The sequence below is a fragment of the Acinetobacter sp. V89_7 genome (assembly GCF_029967895.1).
Classification (GTDB): Bacteria; Pseudomonadota; Gammaproteobacteria; order Pseudomonadales; family Moraxellaceae; genus Acinetobacter; species Acinetobacter soli.
The window spans coordinates 164,409-184,405 of sequence record NZ_JASCAJ010000025.1 but is presented as its reverse complement, the minus strand read 5'-3'; the positions used below and the strand labels follow the sequence as shown (position 1 = coordinate 184,405).

Below are 19,997 nucleotides of genomic sequence, written 5' to 3'. Positions count from 1 at the left end.
CAATCAATCCAGAAATATGATGTCTATTATTTATACATGCCTCAATGCAGGCACATATCTCATCATCTGGTGTGGATACTTGAAACGATTAGCGCGTCGAAGAGCGACGTGAACGGCGCGCCCATGCCAGTTCGATCTGTTTCATGCGCGTCAAGGAGTCCAACACCAAGTTACGCAAGTGTCGGCAAAAATCTTCCATAAATAAAGTGGCTTGATGTGATTTTCGGATTAAAATTGCATCAATCACTAGCTTAAACAGCGCAAAAGCCTCCTGTAACTCGCGTCGGGAGGTATTTAAGGTTAAAAAATAACTACGGCGCAACGAGGGCAACAGCTCTTTATAAAATTTCATTAAATAGGGATTTCCCACGATATCGTGCTGGGCAGCCAAATAGTCAAAAATGCCATCGTAAAATTTTTCGGTGTCACCTGCTTTAACTTGCTCTTCAAGTTGCACAAGCAAATGTTGTAATTGCTCTGCTTCATGTCCGCGCCAGCTTTCACTCAGGCGCTGCACAATGTGCCCCAGTACCAACACACTGCTGTCAAATAAAGCTTTGACTTGCTGTGAAGACATTTCGGACACGATCGCACCGCGACGCGGAAAGATATCAATCAGATGCGTACGCTCAAGCAGCAACAAAGCCTCACGCACTGAGCCACGACTCACGTCAAGCTCTTTAGCAATGCGAAGCTCCTGAATACGCTCACCTTCGACCAATTCCCCTACAATAATTTGCTCACCGATCCGTCGTGCAATGTGTTCTGAAAGACTGTCTACGTCATCAAGATTCATGGCTCACCTTTTTTCATTTTTTATTGGACGCACTTGTGCCAATCCTGCATGGTGTTTATTGTTTTTAACTGATTTGAATCTAATATTGCTATGTCTTTGTCTAACAATTTTATTGCATTTTAAGCCAATTGCCGTCTTTTACAGGATGACTGTTCATTTCCGCATACTCTGCGCCATTTAAAAAAGATCAATCAACTGGCTCAGGTTTAATTAAGATAAGCCTTGATAAATAAAGTAAATGCCTACCGTGGTCAATAAGCAAGCAAAACATTTTTTTAACATGGCAGGCGATAACTGATGTGCCACACGAGCCCCCAATTTGGCAGTGATAAAGCTCATGATACTGATGCCCGTAAACGCATAGAGATGAATATAGCCAATTGCATTCGGAACAGAAACGTGCTGTTGATAACCAAACCACATAAAGCCAAGTGCCCCCGCAACGGCAATCGGTAAGCCACAGGCAGCCGAAGTAGCAACTGCCTGCTGCATCACCACGCCATTTTTATTCAAATAAGGTACGGTCAGGCTGCCACCGCCAATTCCGAAAATAGCGGAAGCCACACCGATGCCTCCCCCTGCCAGAATTTGCATGGCGCGCGACGGCAAAGATTGTGTCTGGTCAACCACAGTATGAGCGCCTTTAAACATTTTAAATGCTACCCAAATTGCAAAGCTGCCAATAATCAGTTGCAGATGCGGACCAGACAATAGATCAGCAATTCCCGCTCCAATCAATGATCCGATCACCAGCCCAGGCGCCATATTTTTAAATACATGCCAGAGTACCGCACCTTTTTTATGATGTGCCATCACAGAGCTGATCGAGGTCACAATAATGGTCGCCAGAGACGTACCCACCGCCATGTGCATGATCACGGTAGGATCATACTGAAGCTGATGAAACACCACGTATAAAATTGGAATAATAATTAACCCACCACCTACACCAAATAAGCCTGCGGCAAATCCAGCGATTGCACCAATAGCCAGATATATGATTAACTCCATAAATAATTTTCCACTTTTCTCAGATTCAACATGGATTTAGAGACACGTATACTCAGACAACGTCTTTTAGACGCACAGCAACTGCCAGAAATTCTTCTTCTCAAAGAAAGCACCACATCGACCAACGATGATGTGCGTGAGCTTGCGCAAAAAAATGTTGCAACTGCATTGGTGTGCAGCCAGATTCAGACCCAAGGACGGGGCCAGCACCAGCGCGAATGGATTTCACCCAAAGGTAACATTTATTTAAGCACACTGGTCAATACTCAAACAACGCTTGATGGCCGTCTGGCGCTTGAAATTGCATTAAATATCTTACAAATGCCAGCTTTAAGCGAGCTTAAATTACAGGTGAAGTGGCCGAATGATTTATATAGCCTACAAGGAAAATGGGGAGGTATTCTGGTCGAGCCGTTATCACCTCATCAGGCGATTGTTGGCGTAGGCATGAATCTGGTCACACCCATGCAGTTGCCGACTGATCAGGCAGTTACTTCGCTGAGCGATTTGGGGCTACTTCAGGCAGACCGGACGGAGCTGATTGCGCAGCTCTACCTTGCTATTCAAAATGCCAAGGACTGGTTTGATCATGGCTGCTATAACCTCGACCAGCGATTTAACCATTATGCTGCCTTTATGCACCAGGCCATCCGTTTTGAGCATCATCAGGGTCACACTACGGGTAGTTTTGAAGGTATTAACAGCGAAGGTGCGGTGATGGTGCATGATCAAGAGGGCCTGAAGCATTTTTATCAAGGTCGTATGCGTCTGATTCAGCATGAAGATGGATCGGCACTATGAAACAGTTATGGCTCGATATCGGCAACACCCGATTAAAATACTGGATCACTCAAAACGGTGAGACGATTGAACATGCTGCCGAGTTGCATTTGCAATCACCTGCGGATTTACTGCTCGGCCTTATCCAGCACTTTAATCATCAGAAAATTCAGCGTGTCGGTGTATCATCGGTACTCGATGCAGAAAATAATGCCCGTATCCAGCAAATTCTCGCCCGATTAAATATTCCGATTATCATGGCTCAAGTGCATGCCGAGTACGCGCAACTCAAATGTGGCTACGAGCAACCTGCCCAGCTTGGAATTGATCGTTGGCTACAAGTTCTGGCGGTTGCCCAGCCTGATCGAAATGTATGTGTGATTGGCTGCGGCACCGCTCTGACGATCGATTTGGTTCAAGGCCACCAGCATTTGGGTGGCTATATTCTGCCGAATTTATATTTGCAGCGTGATGCGCTGATTCAAAATACCAAAGGCATTAAAATTCCAGATTCTGCCTTTGATGATCTTGATCCGGGACACAACACCATAGATGCCGTACATCACGGAATTTTACTGGGATTGGTCAGTACAATTGAAGCCATTATGCAGCGTACACCGCAGCAATTGGTTTTAACGGGTGGCGATGCGCCTTTATTTGCCAAGTTCTTGCAGCATTATTCCCCGCAAATCGAATCTGATCTTTTACTCAAAGGCTTACAGCATTATCTACAGTATCAGCCCGCTTGTACCTAAAGCATAAAAAAGGCGCCGTAGCGCCTTTTTTATGCTGTTTAAGCTTATTTCTTGTCGTCTTTTCCGCCAAACAATGGCCCGACACCACCGCCACCGCCAAACTGCTTTTGCAGATTGCCGAATGACCGCATCATTTTGCTCATGCCAGACGGATTGGCAAATTTTTTCATCATTTTTGCCATCTGACTGTGCTGTTTAAGCAATTTATTGATTTCAGAAACATCCATACCACAACCAGCCGCAATACGTTTTTTACGGCTTGGATTGATAATATCTGGATTTTTACGCTCTTTAGGCGTCATCGACTGAATAATGGCTTCCATTTTCTTGACTTGCTTTTCAGGATTGGCCTGCTCAATCGCCTGCTGGATACCTGAATTGCTCATGCCTGGAAGTTTATCCAGAAAGCCCATCATGCCGCCCATTTTTTTCATCTGTTCAAATTGCATGAGCATGTCTTCCAAATTGAAAGTACCGCCCTTTTGCAATTTTTTCGCCATTTTTTCGGCTTTTTCTTTGTCGATTTTGCGCTCGACTTCTTCCACCAGTGACAAAACGTCACCCATGCCAAGAATACGCTGTGCGATACGTTCAGGATGGAACGGCTCGAGAGCATCGAGCTTCTCGCCCATACCCAAGAACTTAATCGGTTTACCAGTAATTGCACGAACAGAAAGTGCTGCACCACCGCGTGCATCACCGTCGGTTTTGGTCAAAATCACACCCGTCAACGGTAAAGCATCGTTAAATGCTTTCGCAGTATTGGCAGCATCCTGACCAGTCATGGCATCGACCACAAACAAGGTTTCTGTCGGTTTGATCGAGGCATGTAATGCTTTAATTTCGCCCATCATGTCTTCATCGACATGTAAACGACCTGCGGTATCGACAATCAGTACATCGGCAAACTGAATTTTGGCTTGCTCAATGGCACGGTTGGCAATATCAATCGGCTTCTCATTGGCATTCGATTCAAAAAAGATCGCGCCAACTTCGCCCGCTACCGTCTGTAGCTGCTTGATCGCAGCCGGACGATATACGTCGGCAGATACCATCGCGACTTTTTTCTTTTGGCGTTCTTGTAAAAAACGTGCAAGCTTTGCAGCCGTGGTGGTTTTACCCGCACCTTGCAAACCGGCAAGTAACACCACCACGGGTGGTTTTGCCGCAAGATCGAGGCTTTCATTGGCCTCACCCATCATTTTGGTCAGTTCGTCATGCACAATTTTGACGAATGCCTGCCCAGGGGAAAGCTGAGTCATCACTTCCTGACCCAATGCCTGTTCCTTAACTTTCGCGATAAATTCACGAGTTACAGGTAACGCAACATCAGCTTCAAGAAGTGCCATACGTACTTCACGTAAGGTATCTTTAATATTGTCTTCGGTTAGCTGCCCTGAGCCAGTAACATTTCTTAAACTCTGCGTGAGTCGTTCTGTTAAGGTATCAAACATTGCAAAATCCGCTAAAAATGGCCAGTTGCAAAAAAATCTTTCTCAAAATAGAAAATTTATGCATAAGATGCTATAGGATACTGTAGTTCGCCGCGAATTTATATCTCATCTAGATGAATATTCTAAATCCCGAAAAAGGTTTGACATGATCAGTCTTCCGTTGGTTTATACCATTTTGGCACTTATTGCGTATACGACCTCATTCTGGTATCTGTTTATGCACTTGATGTCAAAACATAATCCCAACTCTTGGCTTATTGGCAGTGTGGTCAGTTTAGGTTTGGCATTGCATGCAGCTGTTTTATATAACAGTATGCTAACTCCGCTGGGAATCAATTACGACGTATTTAACCTTATTTCATTTACTTCAGGTCTCATGCTACTCATGAGTCTGATTTTTAGTACGTTTCGGCCTATTTTGGCACTGAATCTGATCGGAATTCCCGTGGCAGCCACGGGCCTTATTTTAGGCTATGCGTTTAGTCGACCAGATCAGTTCATTGAAAGGCACAGCCTCGGTCTAGACCTACATATTATCTTGTCTCTATCTGCCTATGCTGTACTGCTGATGGCAACCATTCATGCAATTTTGCTTTGGTTTCAAGATCGCGAACTCAAAAAGAAGCAAAAACATCGCTTCTGGGTGAATCTATTGCCTCCGTTTCAGGCCATGGAATCCTTGTTATTCGATTTGCTGCGTACTGGTTTTGTGCTTTTAACCGTCGCGCTGGCTTTTGGCTTTTTTACCGTTGAAAATTTCTTGGGCCAGCATCTGGCTCACAAGACCGTGTTTAGCATAATTTCATGGATCATCTATGGCGCTCTCTTGATTGGTCATGCAAAATTTGGCTGGCGAGGCCAAAAAGCCATTCGCTTTACCCTGATCGGCTTTATTTTACTTGCCATCGGATTTATTGGCAGCAAAATGATTTTAGAGCTCATTCTCGGTATTTGATGCTTGCTGTTTTAAGCCACATGTCATGACTGGACATCGCCTGTAAAAATGCGTATAACGCTCTGGTTTATTCAAACCAGTCAGGGTATATACGTTGAAACTCATTCTTGCACCAATGGAAGGTTTAACCGATCCGATCATGCGTGATGTGCTCACTCATGTTGGCCGCTTTGACTGGTGCGTAACCGAGTTTATCCGTGTTACCGATAGCGTATTGCCCGACCATGTGTATTACAGCTATTGCCCAGAGCTTAAAAATAACGGTAAAACTGCGGCTGGTACGCCAGTTCATGTGCAGTTTCTGGGGAATAATCCGGATATGCTGGCAGCCAATGCTGAAAAAGTGGTGGCCTTGGGCGCACCTGCCATCGATCTGAATTTTGGCTGCCCAGCCAAAACCGTAAACCGACATCGTGGTGGATCAGTTCTACTCGATGAACCCGATGTGGTCCATGAACTGGTCAAGGCGGTGCGCGATGCTGTACCTGCTCATATTCCGGTCTCTGCAAAAATGCGCCTGGGTTACCTCGATGAAAACCACACGATGGACAACGCCTATGCGATACAAGCCGCAGGCGCGAGCTGGCTGACGGTACATGCGCGAACCAAAGCAGATGGCTATACGCCACCAGCTTATTGGGAAAAAATTCAGCCAATTCAGGCCGCACTTGATATTCAAGTAATTGCCAATGGTGAGATCTGGAACAACCAAGATGCCAAAGCCTGTCAAGCCCAATCACAGTGTGAGGACTTAATGTTGGGCCGTGGCGCAGTGACAACGCCTGACCTTACCCTATGTATTCGAGAAAACTCAGACCAGCCACTCATGACATGGTCAGATCTGGTGGTGCTGCAACAACGCTTTTTGAGTGGTCAATTCAAAACCGAAGTGGGAATGATTGGCCGCTATAAGCAGTGGTTGGGCATGATGACCAAGGCCTACCCTGAAGCAAAAAGTTTATGGGATGAGGTCAAGCGTATTAAACAGCTTGATGAGATTCTCCTTAAACTTGAGAAAGTCCAATGATTAAGTTCATTGCGATTTGATGGATTGAACTAGCTACACAATTCAATCTACGAAAATCCATAATGATTTCATAGTCCGGCCCCGTCTTGCACACAAGTTGATCAAATATAGATCATAAATGATGCGTAAAGCGAAAAATTTATACTAATTGGTTCATTTCCAGCATTTACACGCCTGTGAATTGTGTTATTTTTGTACCACGGAGTAACTTTTTGATTTTCGGCATTTAGATCGAAAGGAAAAAGTTTAAACATCAGTTCCATGAAGGAACACCATAATAAAACATTGATGTTCAAGGGAAAATACAATGAAATTAAAACACTTAAGTACGGCTGTATTACTTGCAAGCTTACCACTGACTGGCGCCTTTGCAGCAGCGCTAGACCGTTCGGGTCAGTCTATGTCGGGATTCTTGCAACCAGGAAATTATTTTGAAGCAGGCATTTCTATTCTAGATCCAGATGTTTCGGGTAAAGAAGCAGGAAGCAGCACCACACGTCGTAACATTGGTGACATGGCGGAAGATTATTATTTCCCAAGCGCGGTGCTCAAACTACAAGTGGCCGATCATTTTTCATTTGGTTTACTTTACGATCAACCCTTCGGAGCCAAAGCAGAATATTCTGGCAATAATGTGTTCGTATCGAATCCGGGTACCGACTCTGTTTTATCAGCCAAAGCAATTGATGATATTGTCACCAGCCGAGCTGAGGCAGCATTAAAAGCACAAAACATTCCCATCACAGATCAAACACGCGCAGTAGCTAGAGCGCAAGTTTTAGCTAGCCCTCAGTTTCAACAGCTTGCTGGTGCATTGACTGCAGCAGGTGGATTCTTAGGTCGTGGTGCCACTCAAGTTGAGGTTGACTCACAAAATTTAGCCTTTGTTTTTGGCTTTCAACCCAACCAAAACTGGAATTTCTATGCAGGCCCTGTCTATCAAACAGTTAAGGGGAACGTAAAACTGAGAGGTCAAGCCTACAGCCTGTATAATGGCTACGATGCCAATATTAAAGAAACCAGTGGCGTAGGCTGGCTAGCTGGTCTTGCTTACCAAATTCCAGATATTGCCTTAAAGACATCTTTGACCTATCGCTCTGAAATTGATCACGATGTCAATATTGATGAAAATCTATCATTACTCAGCTTTCCAGCTTTAACAACTGTGCTTTCAGGTTTGGGTGTATCTGGTTCACAACTAGCAGCAATCAATAGCAATGGTAAAACCACGATTACTACACCTCAATCGGTGAACCTTGATTTTCAAACCGGAATCATGGCCAATACCGTTGCATTTGCCAATGTACGCTGGGTCAACTGGAAGGATTTTTCAATTCAACCTTACAAATTCGGCAAAGTATCCGAAGCAGTTGGTCCGCTGATTAGTCGCCCAAATGGTTTTAATCTGGTTGAATACTCAGATGACCAGTGGTCTGCCAATGTCGGTGTGGGTCGCAAGCTTAATGAGCAGTGGGCCGGCAACGTTTCTGTCGGCTGGGATTCAGGTGCTGGAAATCCGGTCACTACACTTGGGCCAACTGAAGGCTACTGGAATGTCGGATTGGGTGTGCAATATAGCCCACAACCGAATTACTTTATTGCAGGCGGGGTAAAATACTTCTGGCTGGGTGATGCCAAAGCACAGACGGGTGCACAGGCTGGAAGCAGCGACTATGTAGCAGAGTTCAGTGATAATCATGCTATTGCCTATGGCATGAAAATTGGCTACAAGTTCTAAGCACGAATCAAATAAAAAAGGCGCATCTAGCGCCTTTTTTATCGTTCAGTTTTTACGCCGGAATGTCACGCTGCGATACGGCACGAATCGCTTCTTTCAGCGCATCATAACCATGAATCGCTGGAAATTGAGGAAATTCTGCAATCACATTCTCTGGCGCATCAAACAAGAAACCATGATCGGCTTCACCCAACATCGTCGTGTCATTATAAGAATCACCGGCAGCAATCACACGGAAGTTTAAGCCATGCAACGCTTTGACTGCTTCGCGCTTTTGATCTGGTTGACGAAGTTTATAGGCACTGATCATCCCCTTTTCATCTGTTTCGAGTTTATGACAGAAAATAGTTGGCCAGCCCAGTTGCTGCATAAGCGGATGTGCAAACTCGTAAAATGTATCGGACAAAATAATCAATTGGAAATGCGTACGTACCCATTCCACAAACTCTTTAGCGCCCGGTAGTGGCCCCATGTCTGCAATTACGGCTTGAATATCATTTAGGCCTAAACCATGTTGCTTTAAAATATTAAGACGCTGAGTCATTAAGACATCGTAATCCGGAATATCGCGTGTGGTGGCTTCAAGCTCTTTGATTCCTGTTTTTTTTGCAAAATTAATCCAGATTTCCGGAACCAAAACACCCTCAAGATCAAGACATACGATTTCCATGGAAGACTCCAACTGTCAGTTTTAAAAATGGATGTATAATAGCATTAAGCTGATCGAAAATGGGTCATCGTTGAAGATTTCATTGTGTACCCCAAGATCGTTGATTTATTTATTCTAAATTCGGCACTTTAAAGAACGCTGCGCTATATAATACGCATCCAAGCCTGTTGCCAGGAGCCTATATGACCGCCATCCCTACTCTCGATTTGGTTGATGCACTCAATACCGAATATGCAGATAAGTATCCAACTGAAATTTTAGAACTTGCACTGAATCAAGAAGGTGAAATTGCAATTTCATTTTCGGGCGCCGAAGATGTGGTGCTGATTGATATGGCCTCTCGTTTGCGTAAACCGTTTCGCGTTTTTAGCCTCGATACAGGCCGTTTGCATCCTGAAACTTATCAGTTTATCGAAACGGTTCGTAAGCATTACAATATCGAGATCGAAATCTGTTTTCCAGAATCGGATGCGGTACAGCAGTTGGTGAAAGAAAAAGGCTTGTTTAGCTTCTTTGAAGATGGACATACTGAGTGCTGCGGAATACGAAAAGTTCAACCGCTTCGCAAGAAACTGGCCACACTCGATGGCTGGATTACAGGTCAACGAAAAGATCAAAGTCCGGGTACACGGAACGAAATTCCCGTTGTTCAAGCGGATGCTGGATTTTCTGGCCCCGGCAAACAGCTGATCAAATACAATCCGCTGGCTAACTGGTCGAGTGCCGATGTATGGAATTATATTCGCATGATGGAAATTCCATACAATCCGCTGCATGAACGTGGCTTTATCTCGATTGGCTGTGAACCATGTACCCGTCCGGTGTTGCCAAACCAGCACGAGCGTGAGGGGCGCTGGTGGTGGGAAGAAGCCACCAAAAAAGAATGTGGTTTACATGCCGGTAATGTGAATAAATAATTCAAAAAAAACCACTGTTATTACAGTGGTTTTTTTATGAACTCGCTATTCAACATAATTTGTTAGATTTATGTCGACGAATAACGATATACTAGTTGTACGGTTCTATAATTCTAAAAACATAGCTCATATCAGGGTTATTATTATCATTGCAGTGAGGCAATCCACGCTATGCGCCCATTACATCCGATTGATTTTATCTTCTTGTCATTAGAAAAAAGACAACAGCCCATGCATGTCGGCGGATTATTTTTATTCCAGATTCCAGACAATGCACCAGCGACATTTATACAAGATTTGGTAAATGATATTCGTATTTCAAAGTCGATTCCTGTTCCTCCATTTAACAACAAACTCAACGGTTTGTTTTGGGATGAAGATGAAGAGTTCGATTTAGATCATCACTTCCGTCATGTTGCGCTGCCTCATCCAGCTCGAATTCGTGAACTTCTGGTGTATATCTCACAAGAACACAGTACCTTGCTCGATCGTGCCAAACCACTTTGGACCTGTAATATTATTGAAGGGATCGAGGGCAATCGTTTTGCCATGTATTTTAAAATCCATCATGCCATGGTGGATGGCGTGGCAGGTATGCGCCTGATTGAAAAATCTCTGTCTCACGATGTGAATGAAAAAAGTATTGTTCCACCTTGGTGTGTCGAAGGTAAACGTGCCAAACGCCTAAAAGAACCTAAAGTCAGTAAAATCAAAAAAATTATCACGGGGCTCAAAACACAATTACAGGCCACACCAACCGTAGTGCAAGAACTCTCACAGACGCTTTTTAAAGACATTGGTCGTAATCCCGATCATGTTTCAAGCTTTCAGGCTCCTAGCTCGATATTAAATCAGCGCGTGAGTTCATCACGCCGCTTTGCTGCGCAATCATTTGAACTGGATCGCTTTCGAGATATTGCCAAAGCTTTAGGCGTGACCATTAATGATGTGATTTTGGCGGTCTGCTCGGGCGCACTTCGCGAATATTTACTTAGTCACAACAGCTTGCCTTCAAAGCCGCTCATTGCGATGGTTCCCGCTTCTGTTCGAGATGATGATTCCGATACCAGTAACCGTATCACCATGATTCTTGCCAATTTGGCAACGCATAAAAATGATCCGCTTGAACGTTTGCAAATTATTCGTCGTAGCGTACAAAACTCGAAACAGCGTTTTAAGCGTATGACCAGTGACCAGATTCTTAACTATAGTGCGGTGGTTTATGGTCCTGCAGGCTTAAATATCTTGTCGGGAATTATGCCAAAACGTCAGGCATTTAATCTGGTCATCTCCAATGTACCAGGGCCACGAGAACCACTGTACTGGAATGGCGCCAAGCTCGATGCATTGTACCCTGCCTCAATTGTATTAGACGGTCAGGCGCTCAATATCACCATGACCAGCTATTTAGACAAACTTGAAGTCGGTCTGATCGCTTGCCGTAATGCCTTACCAAGTATGCAAAACCTTTTAACACATTTGGAAGATGAAATTCAGCGCTTCGAAGCAGTGATTGCAAACAATGATGCGGATTTAAGCGCTATTACCGACGTTAAAAAAGACGCCGCGGCGTCCTAATCTCTTTATTGTTATTCTGATCATTACAAACAAAACGAAAGGGCTGAAATAGCCCTTTAGTTTTTAATGGTACGACATTGTTTAAGTAATTGATGGCACACATTACGGATCATTGCGGTTGTGATCTGAACTTCTTTACCTTGATCATCTACCATATAACAAGATGCAGCCGTTTTGCTGTCGATCATATGCTTTAAACCTTGAGTTAATATTCTTTCACTAACATTCATGCGAGAGACCCCTTATATTTGCTAAGACTAATATGGGAGAAAAGTCTTTGGCTACGTTGTGTCCCTAGTATTGAAAATTCGCCAATAAAAGTAAAATTTCAGTTGTAACAAGGATTAAGCGAAATCTTGTTACATCTTTAACTCAAAATGATATCGTATTGCTCTTGCGTGTATAAATTTTCAACTTGGAATTTTATGACACGCGTGATGAAATGCTCAAGATCCGCGACGGCTGGCGCTTCTGCCGTAAGTAGCCGGTCAATCACTGAAGGATGTGCGACAACAGTAAAGCCACTCTGTGATTCAAAAGCTCTCGCGTAACGTAAAATTTCTCGAAATATCTCGTAACAAACCGTCTCGGCTGTTTTGACATACCCCCGTCCCTGACAGGTCGGACACGATTCACAAAGTAAATGCTCTAACGACTCACGCGTACGTTTTCGGGTCATTTCAACCAAACCGAGCTCAGACACTTGCGTGATCTTGGTCTTGGCATGATCGCGTTCGAGCATCTTTTGAAACTGGTTCATGACCTCTTCGCGGTGCGTCGCTTCCTGCATATCAATGAAATCAATGATAATAATTCCACCTAAGTTACGTAACCGTAACTGTCGTGCAATCACTTGCGTTGCTTCCATATTGGTTTTAAACACAGTGTCTTCAAGTGAGCGCCCACCCACATATGAGCCAGTATTGACATCAATCGTGGTCATGGCCTCCGTCTGATCGATCATCAGATAACCGCCAGACTTGAGTGCAACACGTGTTTGTAAGGCCTTTTGAATATCTTCTTCGACATTGTGCAAATCAAAAATCGGACGTTCACCCGGATAGTGAATCAGACGATTTTTAATATTAGGTACAAATTCGTCGATAAATTCGCTGAGTTTGGTGTAAACCTCCCGAGAATCCACATAGACCTTTGCAGTGTCTTCATTGGCCAGATCACGAATCACTCGTTGTGGAAGCGGCAGCTCTTCAAAAATCAAGCTTGGAACTACAGCCTGTTTTTGTTTACGCTGAATAAACTCCCAAAGTTTGGCCAAGTAACGCATATCCTGAACAATCGATTCTTCATCGACTCCTTCGGCTGCTGTGCGTACAATCACACTGCCCGGCAACTTTTGCTCGGCCTGAATGCGCTCAATAATGCCTCTTAAACGGTCGCGCTCTTCTTCTGCTTCGATGCGCTGCGACACACCTATATGGTGCCCATACGGCATCATGACCAGATAGCGCGAAGGAATAGATAAATCAGTGCTTAGGCGCGCGCCTTTGGTTCCCAGCATATCTTTCATCACTTGAACCGTGAGAACCTGCCCCGGATGTAGCAATTCAAATACATTCGGCGTAGGTTGCGCGCGTGGCCAGACCATATCATTGATATGTAAAAAAGCAGTTCGGGACAAACCGATATCGACAAAGGCAGCCTGCATTCCTGGCAAAACGCGCACAACTTTACCCATGTAAATGTTGCCCACCAAGCCCCGTTTAACAGTACGTTCAACAAATAGTTCGTTTACTGTTCCGTTTTGAATTAATGCCACCCGACACTCCATGGGCGTGACATTAATAAGTAATTCTTCCGACATAAAAAAACTCAAAGCGTTATAAAAATTCTTGTTTCAGAGTTAATTTAAGGCCTTAACTCGTTGTAATAACTGTGTTAGCTCGTGCAAAGGCAAGCCCACTACATTGGTATAACTACCTTCTATACGCGGAATAAACTGCGCAGCAATTCCTTGTATGGCATATCCGCCTGCTTTACCGATGGGTTCGCCTGTAGCCCAATAGCGCTCCATATCGGTCAGACTGAGCGACTGGAATTCGACGGCGGTGCGCACACAAAGCGACTCGTGCTGATGTAGTGTTGCAACGCAGAGTCCGGTCAAAACCTCATGACGACGTCCTGAGAGTTCAGACCAAATCGCAAATGCATGTTGTTTTGATTCTGGTTTTCCAATGATCTTACCATCAACACTCACACTTGTGTCAGCAGCAATCACAATTGATTCAGGAAATTGACGTAAAATCGTATGGGCTTTTTCGACGGCTAAACGTTCAACATAGTCATGTGCCTGCTCATGATCGAGAACAGACTCATCAATATCTGGTGCATGCACCTCAAAGGTCAACCCCAGTTGACTGAGTAATTCGTGTCGTCTGGGGGAACTGGAAGCCAGTATTAAATGCGCCATCGTTTTAAACAATAGTACACAACAGGCCAAAATAAGATACTGGTCAAAAGCGGTTGCCAGTGTCGTGCCAGTGAAAAGCGCATATCACCTAAGGTTTGGGCAAACCAGATAAACAAAAGATGAGCTAAAATCGCCAATCCAGCAAGCGTCCAGATATTCCAAAAAGTTAAAATCCGGCGTTCACGGGTAAAGTAGCGCACAAAAAAGGTGATCAGTACAAAGCTTAACGCGTTTAAACCCAATGGTGCATCGAGCAGCAAATCGGTAAAAATACCCAACGCAAAAGCAAACCATACTCCACACCATGTAGGCTGGCACAGTACCCAAAACAGCATGATCATCAGCATGATCAGTGGGCGCCATCCTGAAATGTCATACGATAACGGGTACACCATTAGCACCGAGCCAATCACAATCGATAGGACGATCACCAATAATGGATCTTTAGATTTTTTTACACTGAGTTTAGCGATCGGCATACGGTTGCTCCATCGCCAAAGATTCCGAAAACAGTACCACGACATGATGACCGCTGGCCAATTGAGCCGCAGGCGTTACATCGATTTCGGCAAACTCGCCCGAATTGTGACGACGAACTTGAGATACAGTTCCAACCAAATATCCCGCAGGGAAATGCTCACCCAAACCAGAACTGTAAACTTTGTCGCCTACTTGAATATTGGCACTTGTTGCCACATATTCCATTTTCAGACGTCCCAAATCGCCAGTACCAGTGACAATTGCACGCATGCCTGTGCGCTCAAGCCGAACCGATAAGGAATGTTCTTTGTCTGATAGCAGCATGACACGGGAACTATGTGGATAGACATTAATAATTTGTCCCATGATACCTTTGTCATCGAGTACGGTTTGTCCGACTTTTAGATGACTATTTGCACCACGGTTAATAATAATGATATGACGAAGTGGATCTGCATCTGTACCGATCACCTCCGCAATTTCCATACGACCATCGATAATCAACGGTGTATCGAGTAACCCACGTAAACGGGTGTTTTCTGCCGACAGCTCGGATAGTTTTTGCAGACGAACCTGTGCCTGAAGCAATTCAGCTTGCATCGCAGTATTTTCACGACGTAATTGAGCTTCAGATTTGGTTTGTTGATTGAGCCACTCTCGCGACAATACCGGATAGCTTGCCAGCGCATAAATTGGATTATACGCTGCATTCAAGACATCCCTTGCAGGCTGAATGAGGTGTGGCATGCGCCAGTTAAAAAACAGCACCACCACACTTGTAATCACTGCAATAATAAAGGAGCGAAAAGATGGCGGTTGTCTTGAAAAAAGATTCGGTTGCACCGCCTCGTTCCTATTGGATTAGCCTACAAAAAGCATGTCATGGTTTGGATTGTCAAAAAATTCAAGCACTTTGCCACCACCACGGGTTACGCAAGTGAGTGGATCTTCTGCAACCACCACAGGTAAGCCGGTTTCTTGCGCGAGTAATTTATCAAGATTACGTAGCAACGCACCACCACCAGTCAGCACAATACCGCGCTCTGCGATATCTGAAGACAACTCTGGCGGTGTTTGTTCAAGTGCAGATTTAACCGCGCTGACAATACTTTGTAATGGATCTGCAATGGCTTGCATCACTTCGTCAGAGGTCACGGTAATTGAACGTGGCACACCTTCTGCCAAATTACGACCACGCACTTCAATTTCAAGTTTAGTGTCGTCGGCAATGGCCATACCCACTTCTTTCTTGATAATTTCAGCGGTGGTTTCACCAATTACACAGCCATGCGCTTTACGTACATAATGAATAATTTGCTCATCAAATACATCGCCGCCAATACGTAACGAATCGGCATAGACACAACCCTGCAATGAAATAATCGCAATTTCAGTAGTTCCACCACCAACATCGACCACCATCGAACCACAGGCTTGCTCGACGGGCATACCCGCACCGATAGCAGCAGCCATTGGCTCTTCAATCAAACGAACATCACGCGCACCTGCATTAAATACCGCTTCACGGATGGCACGGCGCTCGACCAGTGTCGATTTACACGGTACACATACCACAACACGCGGTGCAGGTGGGAATAAACGCTTTTCGTGGACTTTACCAATAAACTGGTTCAGCATGGTCTCGGTCACTTCAAAGTCGGCAATTACACCGTCTTTCATTGGACGAATCGCGGAAATATTGGCTGGTGTACGACCTAACATTTGTTTAGCATCAAGACCTACAGCAGCAACAATTTTCTGTGAGCCACTGTGACGAATGGCCACAACAGTCGGTTCATTTAATATAATGCCTCGGCCTGGTGCATAAATAAGTGTATTTGCTGTACCTAAATCAATGGCTAGATCTGGCGAAAACAAGCCAATTAGTCGTTTTAGAATCACGGGTCGTTCTCAGTTAAACTTTATATGGACGCAAGTTGGCAACTTTAACTAAATGTGATGCTTTGAACAAGTCAATCGCTTATTATAAGCCACATTATTTGCAAATTTTCATACAGACTTAGGTGATGTTATGTCTACATCGGATGCTCAGCATTCAGATTTAAATGCACAAACCGTATCGCAAATCGCCAATCTTGCTCGATTGTCGCTGAATGATACGCAATCTGCCGAATATGCTCAAAGTCTAAATAAAATTTTAGACATGATGGAAAGCTTAAAAAGTATCGATACTGATGGTGTTGAGCCACTAAAGAGTCCGTTTGATACCGCGCAACCGTTGCGCCAAGATGCGGTAACGGAAACTAATCATCGTGAAGAATATCAAGCAGTTGCTCCAGCAACCGAAGCTGGACTGTATCTGGTTCCTCGCGTAATCGAATAATACTCTCGCTACTTAAATTGCTTACAATTTTGAACGTAAAGAATTTTTACTTATGACCGATTTACACCGCTTATCTGTTCGTGAGCTCGCCGAGGGTCTAGGCCAAGCTCAATTTTCTTCCCGCGAACTCACGCAACATTATCTGAACCGCATCGACAAAATCGACGCTCAGGTGAAAAGTTATGTCACTGTGACCCACGAACAGGCACTGGCACAGGCCGATGCTGCCGATGCCTTGCGTCAGGCTGGCAACGCTGGCTTCCTCACTGGCGTTCCATTGGCACACAAAGATATCTTTTGTACCAAAGGCATTAAAACCACTGCCGGTTCTAAAATGCTCGACAACTTTATTTCGCCTTATGACGCCACAGTGGTTGCCAAAGGCAATGCAGCAGGTTTAGTAACCTTGGGCAAACTCAACATGGATGAGTTTGCAATGGGCTCAACTTCAGAAAGCTCCTACTTTGGTGCAACGTGTAACCCATGGGCACTCGACCGTGTACCGGGCGGTTCATCGGGTGGTTCGGCAGCTGCCGTGGCCGCAGACCTTGCTCCGTTTGCCACTGGTACAGACACGGGCGGCTCTATTCGTCAGCCGGCGTCGTTTTGTGGTTTAACAGGGTTAAAGCCGACCTATGGCCGTGTATCACGCTTTGGTATGATCGCCTATGCATCTTCGCTAGATCAGGGCGGCCCAATGGCACGCTCAGCCGAAGACTGCGCTTACCTTATGAATGTGATGGCAGGTCATGATGCCAAAGATTCAACATCTGTCAAAAAAGACGTTGATGACTACGTAGCAAACTTAGATGCAACAGCACTAAAAGGCCTGCGTATTGGTATTCCAAAGCAGTACTTCAATGTGGCAGGCTTAGATGCCGAGGTAAAAGCGCGCGTAGAAGAATCTCTGAAAAAACTGGAAGAGATGGGCGCGGTACTGGTCGAGATTGACCTTAGCATGACTGAAAGCTATGTACCGACTTATTACCTGATTGCACCTGCTGAAGCCTCATCGAATCTATCGCGTTATGACGGTGTACGTTACGGCTACCGCTGTGAAAATCCGGTCGATTTGATGGATTTATACAAACGTTCACGCTCAGAAGGTTTTGGTGCAGAAGTACAGCGCCGTATCTTGATTGGTACTTATGCCCTTTCGGCTGGCTATTATGATGCCTACTATGTAAAAGCGCAGAAAGTACGCCGCTTAATTCAGCAAGATTTCTTAAACGCATTTGAAAATGTCGATGTGATTGCTGCGCCATCTGCACCCACCACAGCTTATAAAATTGGTGCCGATCTCACACCGGTTGAAATGTATTTGGGCGATATTTACACCCTTGCAGTGAACCTTGCGGGCTTACCTGCAATCAATGCGCCTGTGGGCCTCGACAACAACAACCTGCCTGTCGGTTTACAACTGATTGGTAATTACTGGTCTGAGTCGCAATTGCTTTCAATTGTGCATCAGTACCAACAAGACACCACCTTCCACACCCAACGTGCGGCAATTGCTGAGGAGAATGCCTAATGAATAATCCTTCAAAAGCAGCTCAAAAAAAGCCAAAGTCGAACCTGATTGATGGTTGGGAAGTGGTGATCGGGATTGAGATTCATACCCAGCTTGCAACCCAATCTAAAATTTTCTCGGGTTCTTCTACCGAATTTGGTCAAGACCCGAATACGCAAGCAAGTTTGGTCGATTTGGCCATGCCGGGTGTATTGCCAGTATTAAATGAAGAAGTGGTGAATCTTGCGATCCGCTTTGGCTTGGGCATCGATGCATATATCGATCAGGCTTCTGTATTTGCACGTAAAAACTATTTCTATCCAGATTCGCCAAAAGGCTATCAGATCAGCCAGATGGACAATCCGATTGTGGGCTTGGGCCATATCGACATCCAGCTTGAAGATGGCACCGTCAAACGCATCGGCGTGACGCGTGCGCATTTAGAGGAAGATGCCGGTAAATCGATTCATGATCAGTTCGAAGGTATGTCGGGTATCGACTTAAACCGTGCCGGCACACCATTGCTCGAAATCGTATCTGAACCAGATATGCGCTCGGTCGAAGAAGCGGTTGCATATATTAAATCGATTCACACGCTTGTGCGCTGGTTAGGAATTTCCGACGGTAACATGGCAGAAGGTTCATTCCGTGCCGACTGTAACGTGTCCTTGCGCCGTCCGGGCGATGCATTTGGTACCCGCTGTGAGCTGAAAAACCTCAACTCGTTCCGTTTTATCGAGCAAGCGATCAATGTCGAAATTGAACGCCAGATGGAAATTTTGGAATGGGGCGGCACGATTGATCAGGAAACCCGTTTGTTTGATCCAAACAAAATGGAAACCCGCTCAATGCGTTCTAAAGAAGAAGCGAACGACTATCGCTACTTCCCAGATCCAGATTTGTTGCCTGTGATCATTGCAGATGAGCAAATTGAAGCAATTAAAGCAACCATGCCGGAGCTTCCTGCTGCACGCCGTGAACGTTTTATCGCTGAATTTGCAATTACCGAATACGATGCGCATGTACTTACCTTGTCTCGTGAAATGGCCGATTTTTATGAAGCGGTTGTCGCAGCGGCTGGGGGTGCAGCACACGGTAAAATTGCTGCAAACTGGGTGATGGGTGAATTCTCTGGTGCCTTAAATAAAGCTGGCCTAGAGCTTGCAGATTCGCCTGTGTCTGCCGAACAATTGGGTGGCATGATTGCACGTATTGTCGATAACACCATCAGCGGCAAAATTGCAAAACAAGTCTTTGGCTTTATGTGGGATGAAGGCAAATCTGCCGATGCCATTATTCAAGAAAAAGGTTTGAAACAAGAAACTGATACAGGTGCGATTGAAGCCATTATTAAAGACGTACTTGCAGCCAATGAAAAAATGGTTGAAGAGTATAAGTCTGGTAAAGAGAAAGCTTTTAATGGCCTTGTAGGTCAAGTGATGAAAGCTTCAAAAGGCAAAGCCAACCCTGCTCAAGTGAATGAATTGATGAAGAAGTTGATTGGTTGATGATTGACTAATTGTTTCTTTTCATGAGATAAAAACCTCACTTAAT

The 19,997-nt window shown here is 44.8% G+C and carries 20 protein-coding genes; 10 read left to right on the top strand and 10 right to left on the bottom strand.

The window, feature by feature from the left end; genetic code table 11:
- Positions 1 to 88: 88 nt before the first annotated feature.
- A complete protein-coding gene (locus QLG00_RS07615; protein WP_004935317.1) occupies positions 89 to 796 on the bottom strand; it encodes a GntR family transcriptional regulator in 708 nt (235 codons plus the stop codon).
- A 210-nt stretch (positions 797 to 1,006) separates the two neighbouring features.
- Entirely contained in the window at positions 1,007 to 1,807 is an 801-nt protein-coding gene (locus QLG00_RS07610) for a sulfite exporter TauE/SafE family protein (RefSeq protein WP_250365149.1), read from the bottom strand.
- A gap of 30 nt (positions 1,808 to 1,837) precedes the next feature.
- Between QLG00_RS07610 and QLG00_RS07605 the strand changes: the two genes are divergently transcribed.
- Together QLG00_RS07605 and QLG00_RS07600 are read left to right on the top strand one after the other, a co-directional pair.
- Positions 1,838 to 2,608, top strand: coding sequence for a biotin--[acetyl-CoA-carboxylase] ligase (locus tag QLG00_RS07605; RefSeq protein ID WP_004945773.1), 771 nt, complete (start codon positions 1,838 to 1,840; stop codon positions 2,606 to 2,608).
- Complete coding sequence (locus tag QLG00_RS07600; protein WP_282470743.1) at positions 2,605 to 3,342, top strand: pantothenate kinase; 738 nt, start codon at positions 2,605 to 2,607, stop codon at positions 3,340 to 3,342. The genes QLG00_RS07605 and QLG00_RS07600 overlap by 4 nt, the downstream gene beginning before the upstream one ends.
- Before the next feature lie 44 nt (positions 3,343 to 3,386).
- Here QLG00_RS07600 and ffh read toward each other — a convergent pair whose 3' ends face one another.
- Positions 3,387 to 4,796 carry a signal recognition particle protein gene (gene ffh, locus QLG00_RS07595; RefSeq protein WP_004935305.1) on the bottom strand — a complete coding sequence of 470 codons (1,410 nt, stop codon included), beginning with the start codon at positions 4,794 to 4,796 and terminating at the stop codon, positions 3,387 to 3,389.
- Between the two features lie 145 nt (positions 4,797 to 4,941).
- On the opposite strand from ffh, the gene ccsA reads away from it, so the two are divergent.
- The 3 genes from ccsA (at position 4,942) to QLG00_RS07580 (ending at position 8,516) form a co-directional block, all read left to right on the top strand.
- On the top strand, positions 4,942 to 5,751 hold the full coding sequence (gene ccsA / locus QLG00_RS07590) for a cytochrome c biogenesis protein CcsA (protein ID WP_004935303.1): 810 nt from the start codon (positions 4,942 to 4,944) through the stop codon (positions 5,749 to 5,751).
- 94 nt (positions 5,752 to 5,845) lie between these two features.
- Entirely contained in the window at positions 5,846 to 6,778 is a 933-nt protein-coding gene (locus tag QLG00_RS07585; protein WP_048766200.1) for a tRNA-dihydrouridine synthase, read from the top strand.
- A gap of 307 nt (positions 6,779 to 7,085) precedes the next feature.
- Positions 7,086 to 8,516, top strand: coding sequence for an outer membrane protein transport protein (locus tag QLG00_RS07580; protein WP_227265208.1), 1,431 nt, complete (start codon positions 7,086 to 7,088; stop codon positions 8,514 to 8,516).
- Between the two features lie 52 nt (positions 8,517 to 8,568).
- Here QLG00_RS07580 and thrH read toward each other — a convergent pair whose 3' ends face one another.
- The gene (thrH, locus tag QLG00_RS07575) at positions 8,569 to 9,186 is read right to left on the bottom strand and encodes a bifunctional phosphoserine phosphatase/homoserine phosphotransferase ThrH (protein WP_004945758.1); all 618 of its coding nucleotides are present in this window, start codon (positions 9,184 to 9,186) and stop codon (positions 8,569 to 8,571) included.
- A 182-nt stretch (positions 9,187 to 9,368) separates the two neighbouring features.
- Here thrH and QLG00_RS07570 point away from each other — a divergent pair, with 182 nt between their 5' ends.
- Both QLG00_RS07570 and QLG00_RS07565 read left to right on the top strand, forming a co-directional pair.
- Positions 9,369 to 10,103, top strand: coding sequence for a phosphoadenylyl-sulfate reductase (locus QLG00_RS07570; RefSeq protein ID WP_004935291.1), 735 nt, complete (start codon positions 9,369 to 9,371; stop codon positions 10,101 to 10,103).
- A gap of 171 nt (positions 10,104 to 10,274) precedes the next feature.
- Positions 10,275 to 11,681 carry a wax ester/triacylglycerol synthase family O-acyltransferase gene (locus tag QLG00_RS07565; RefSeq protein ID WP_004935288.1) on the top strand — a complete coding sequence of 469 codons (1,407 nt, stop codon included), beginning with the start codon at positions 10,275 to 10,277 and terminating at the stop codon, positions 11,679 to 11,681.
- 56 nt (positions 11,682 to 11,737) lie between these two features.
- On the opposite strand, the gene QLG00_RS07560 is transcribed toward QLG00_RS07565, so the two are convergent.
- From QLG00_RS07560 to QLG00_RS07535, 6 genes are all read right to left on the bottom strand, one after another.
- Complete coding sequence (locus tag QLG00_RS07560) at positions 11,738 to 11,911, bottom strand: PA1571 family protein (protein ID WP_004935285.1); 174 nt, start codon at positions 11,909 to 11,911, stop codon at positions 11,738 to 11,740.
- A 137-nt stretch (positions 11,912 to 12,048) separates the two neighbouring features.
- Positions 12,049 to 13,503 (bottom strand): ribonuclease G, encoded by a 1,455-nt coding sequence (rng, locus tag QLG00_RS07555; RefSeq protein WP_004945752.1) that lies wholly within the window; start codon positions 13,501 to 13,503, stop codon positions 12,049 to 12,051.
- A 39-nt stretch (positions 13,504 to 13,542) separates the two neighbouring features.
- Positions 13,543 to 14,109, bottom strand: a complete 567-nt coding sequence (locus QLG00_RS07550) for a Maf family nucleotide pyrophosphatase (RefSeq protein WP_004935278.1) — start codon at positions 14,107 to 14,109, stop codon at positions 13,543 to 13,545.
- A complete protein-coding gene (mreD, locus tag QLG00_RS07545) occupies positions 14,097 to 14,588 on the bottom strand; it encodes a rod shape-determining protein MreD (RefSeq protein ID WP_004935277.1) in 492 nt (163 codons plus the stop codon). The genes QLG00_RS07550 and mreD overlap by 13 nt, the downstream gene beginning before the upstream one ends.
- Complete coding sequence (gene mreC / locus QLG00_RS07540; protein WP_111812220.1) at positions 14,575 to 15,432, bottom strand: rod shape-determining protein MreC; 858 nt, start codon at positions 15,430 to 15,432, stop codon at positions 14,575 to 14,577. The genes mreD and mreC overlap by 14 nt, the downstream gene beginning before the upstream one ends.
- An 18-nt stretch (positions 15,433 to 15,450) precedes the next feature.
- Positions 15,451 to 16,491 carry a rod shape-determining protein gene (locus tag QLG00_RS07535; RefSeq protein ID WP_004935270.1) on the bottom strand — a complete coding sequence of 347 codons (1,041 nt, stop codon included), beginning with the start codon at positions 16,489 to 16,491 and terminating at the stop codon, positions 15,451 to 15,453.
- A 130-nt stretch (positions 16,492 to 16,621) separates the two neighbouring features.
- Here QLG00_RS07535 and gatC point away from each other — a divergent pair, with 130 nt between their 5' ends.
- Genes gatC through gatB form a run of 3 tightly spaced genes read left to right on the top strand, consistent with a single transcriptional unit; the run spans position 16,622 to position 19,951 of the window.
- A complete protein-coding gene (gene gatC, locus QLG00_RS07530) occupies positions 16,622 to 16,933 on the top strand; it encodes an Asp-tRNA(Asn)/Glu-tRNA(Gln) amidotransferase subunit GatC (protein ID WP_004922268.1) in 312 nt (103 codons plus the stop codon).
- A 52-nt stretch (positions 16,934 to 16,985) separates the two neighbouring features.
- The gene (gene gatA / locus QLG00_RS07525) at positions 16,986 to 18,464 is read left to right on the top strand and encodes an Asp-tRNA(Asn)/Glu-tRNA(Gln) amidotransferase subunit GatA (RefSeq protein WP_151808603.1); all 1,479 of its coding nucleotides are present in this window, start codon (positions 16,986 to 16,988) and stop codon (positions 18,462 to 18,464) included.
- Entirely contained in the window at positions 18,464 to 19,951 is a 1,488-nt protein-coding gene (gatB, locus tag QLG00_RS07520) for an Asp-tRNA(Asn)/Glu-tRNA(Gln) amidotransferase subunit GatB (protein ID WP_055415542.1), read from the top strand. Before gatA ends, gatB begins: the two co-directional genes overlap by 1 nt.
- Positions 19,952 to 19,997: the final 46 nt, after the last annotated feature.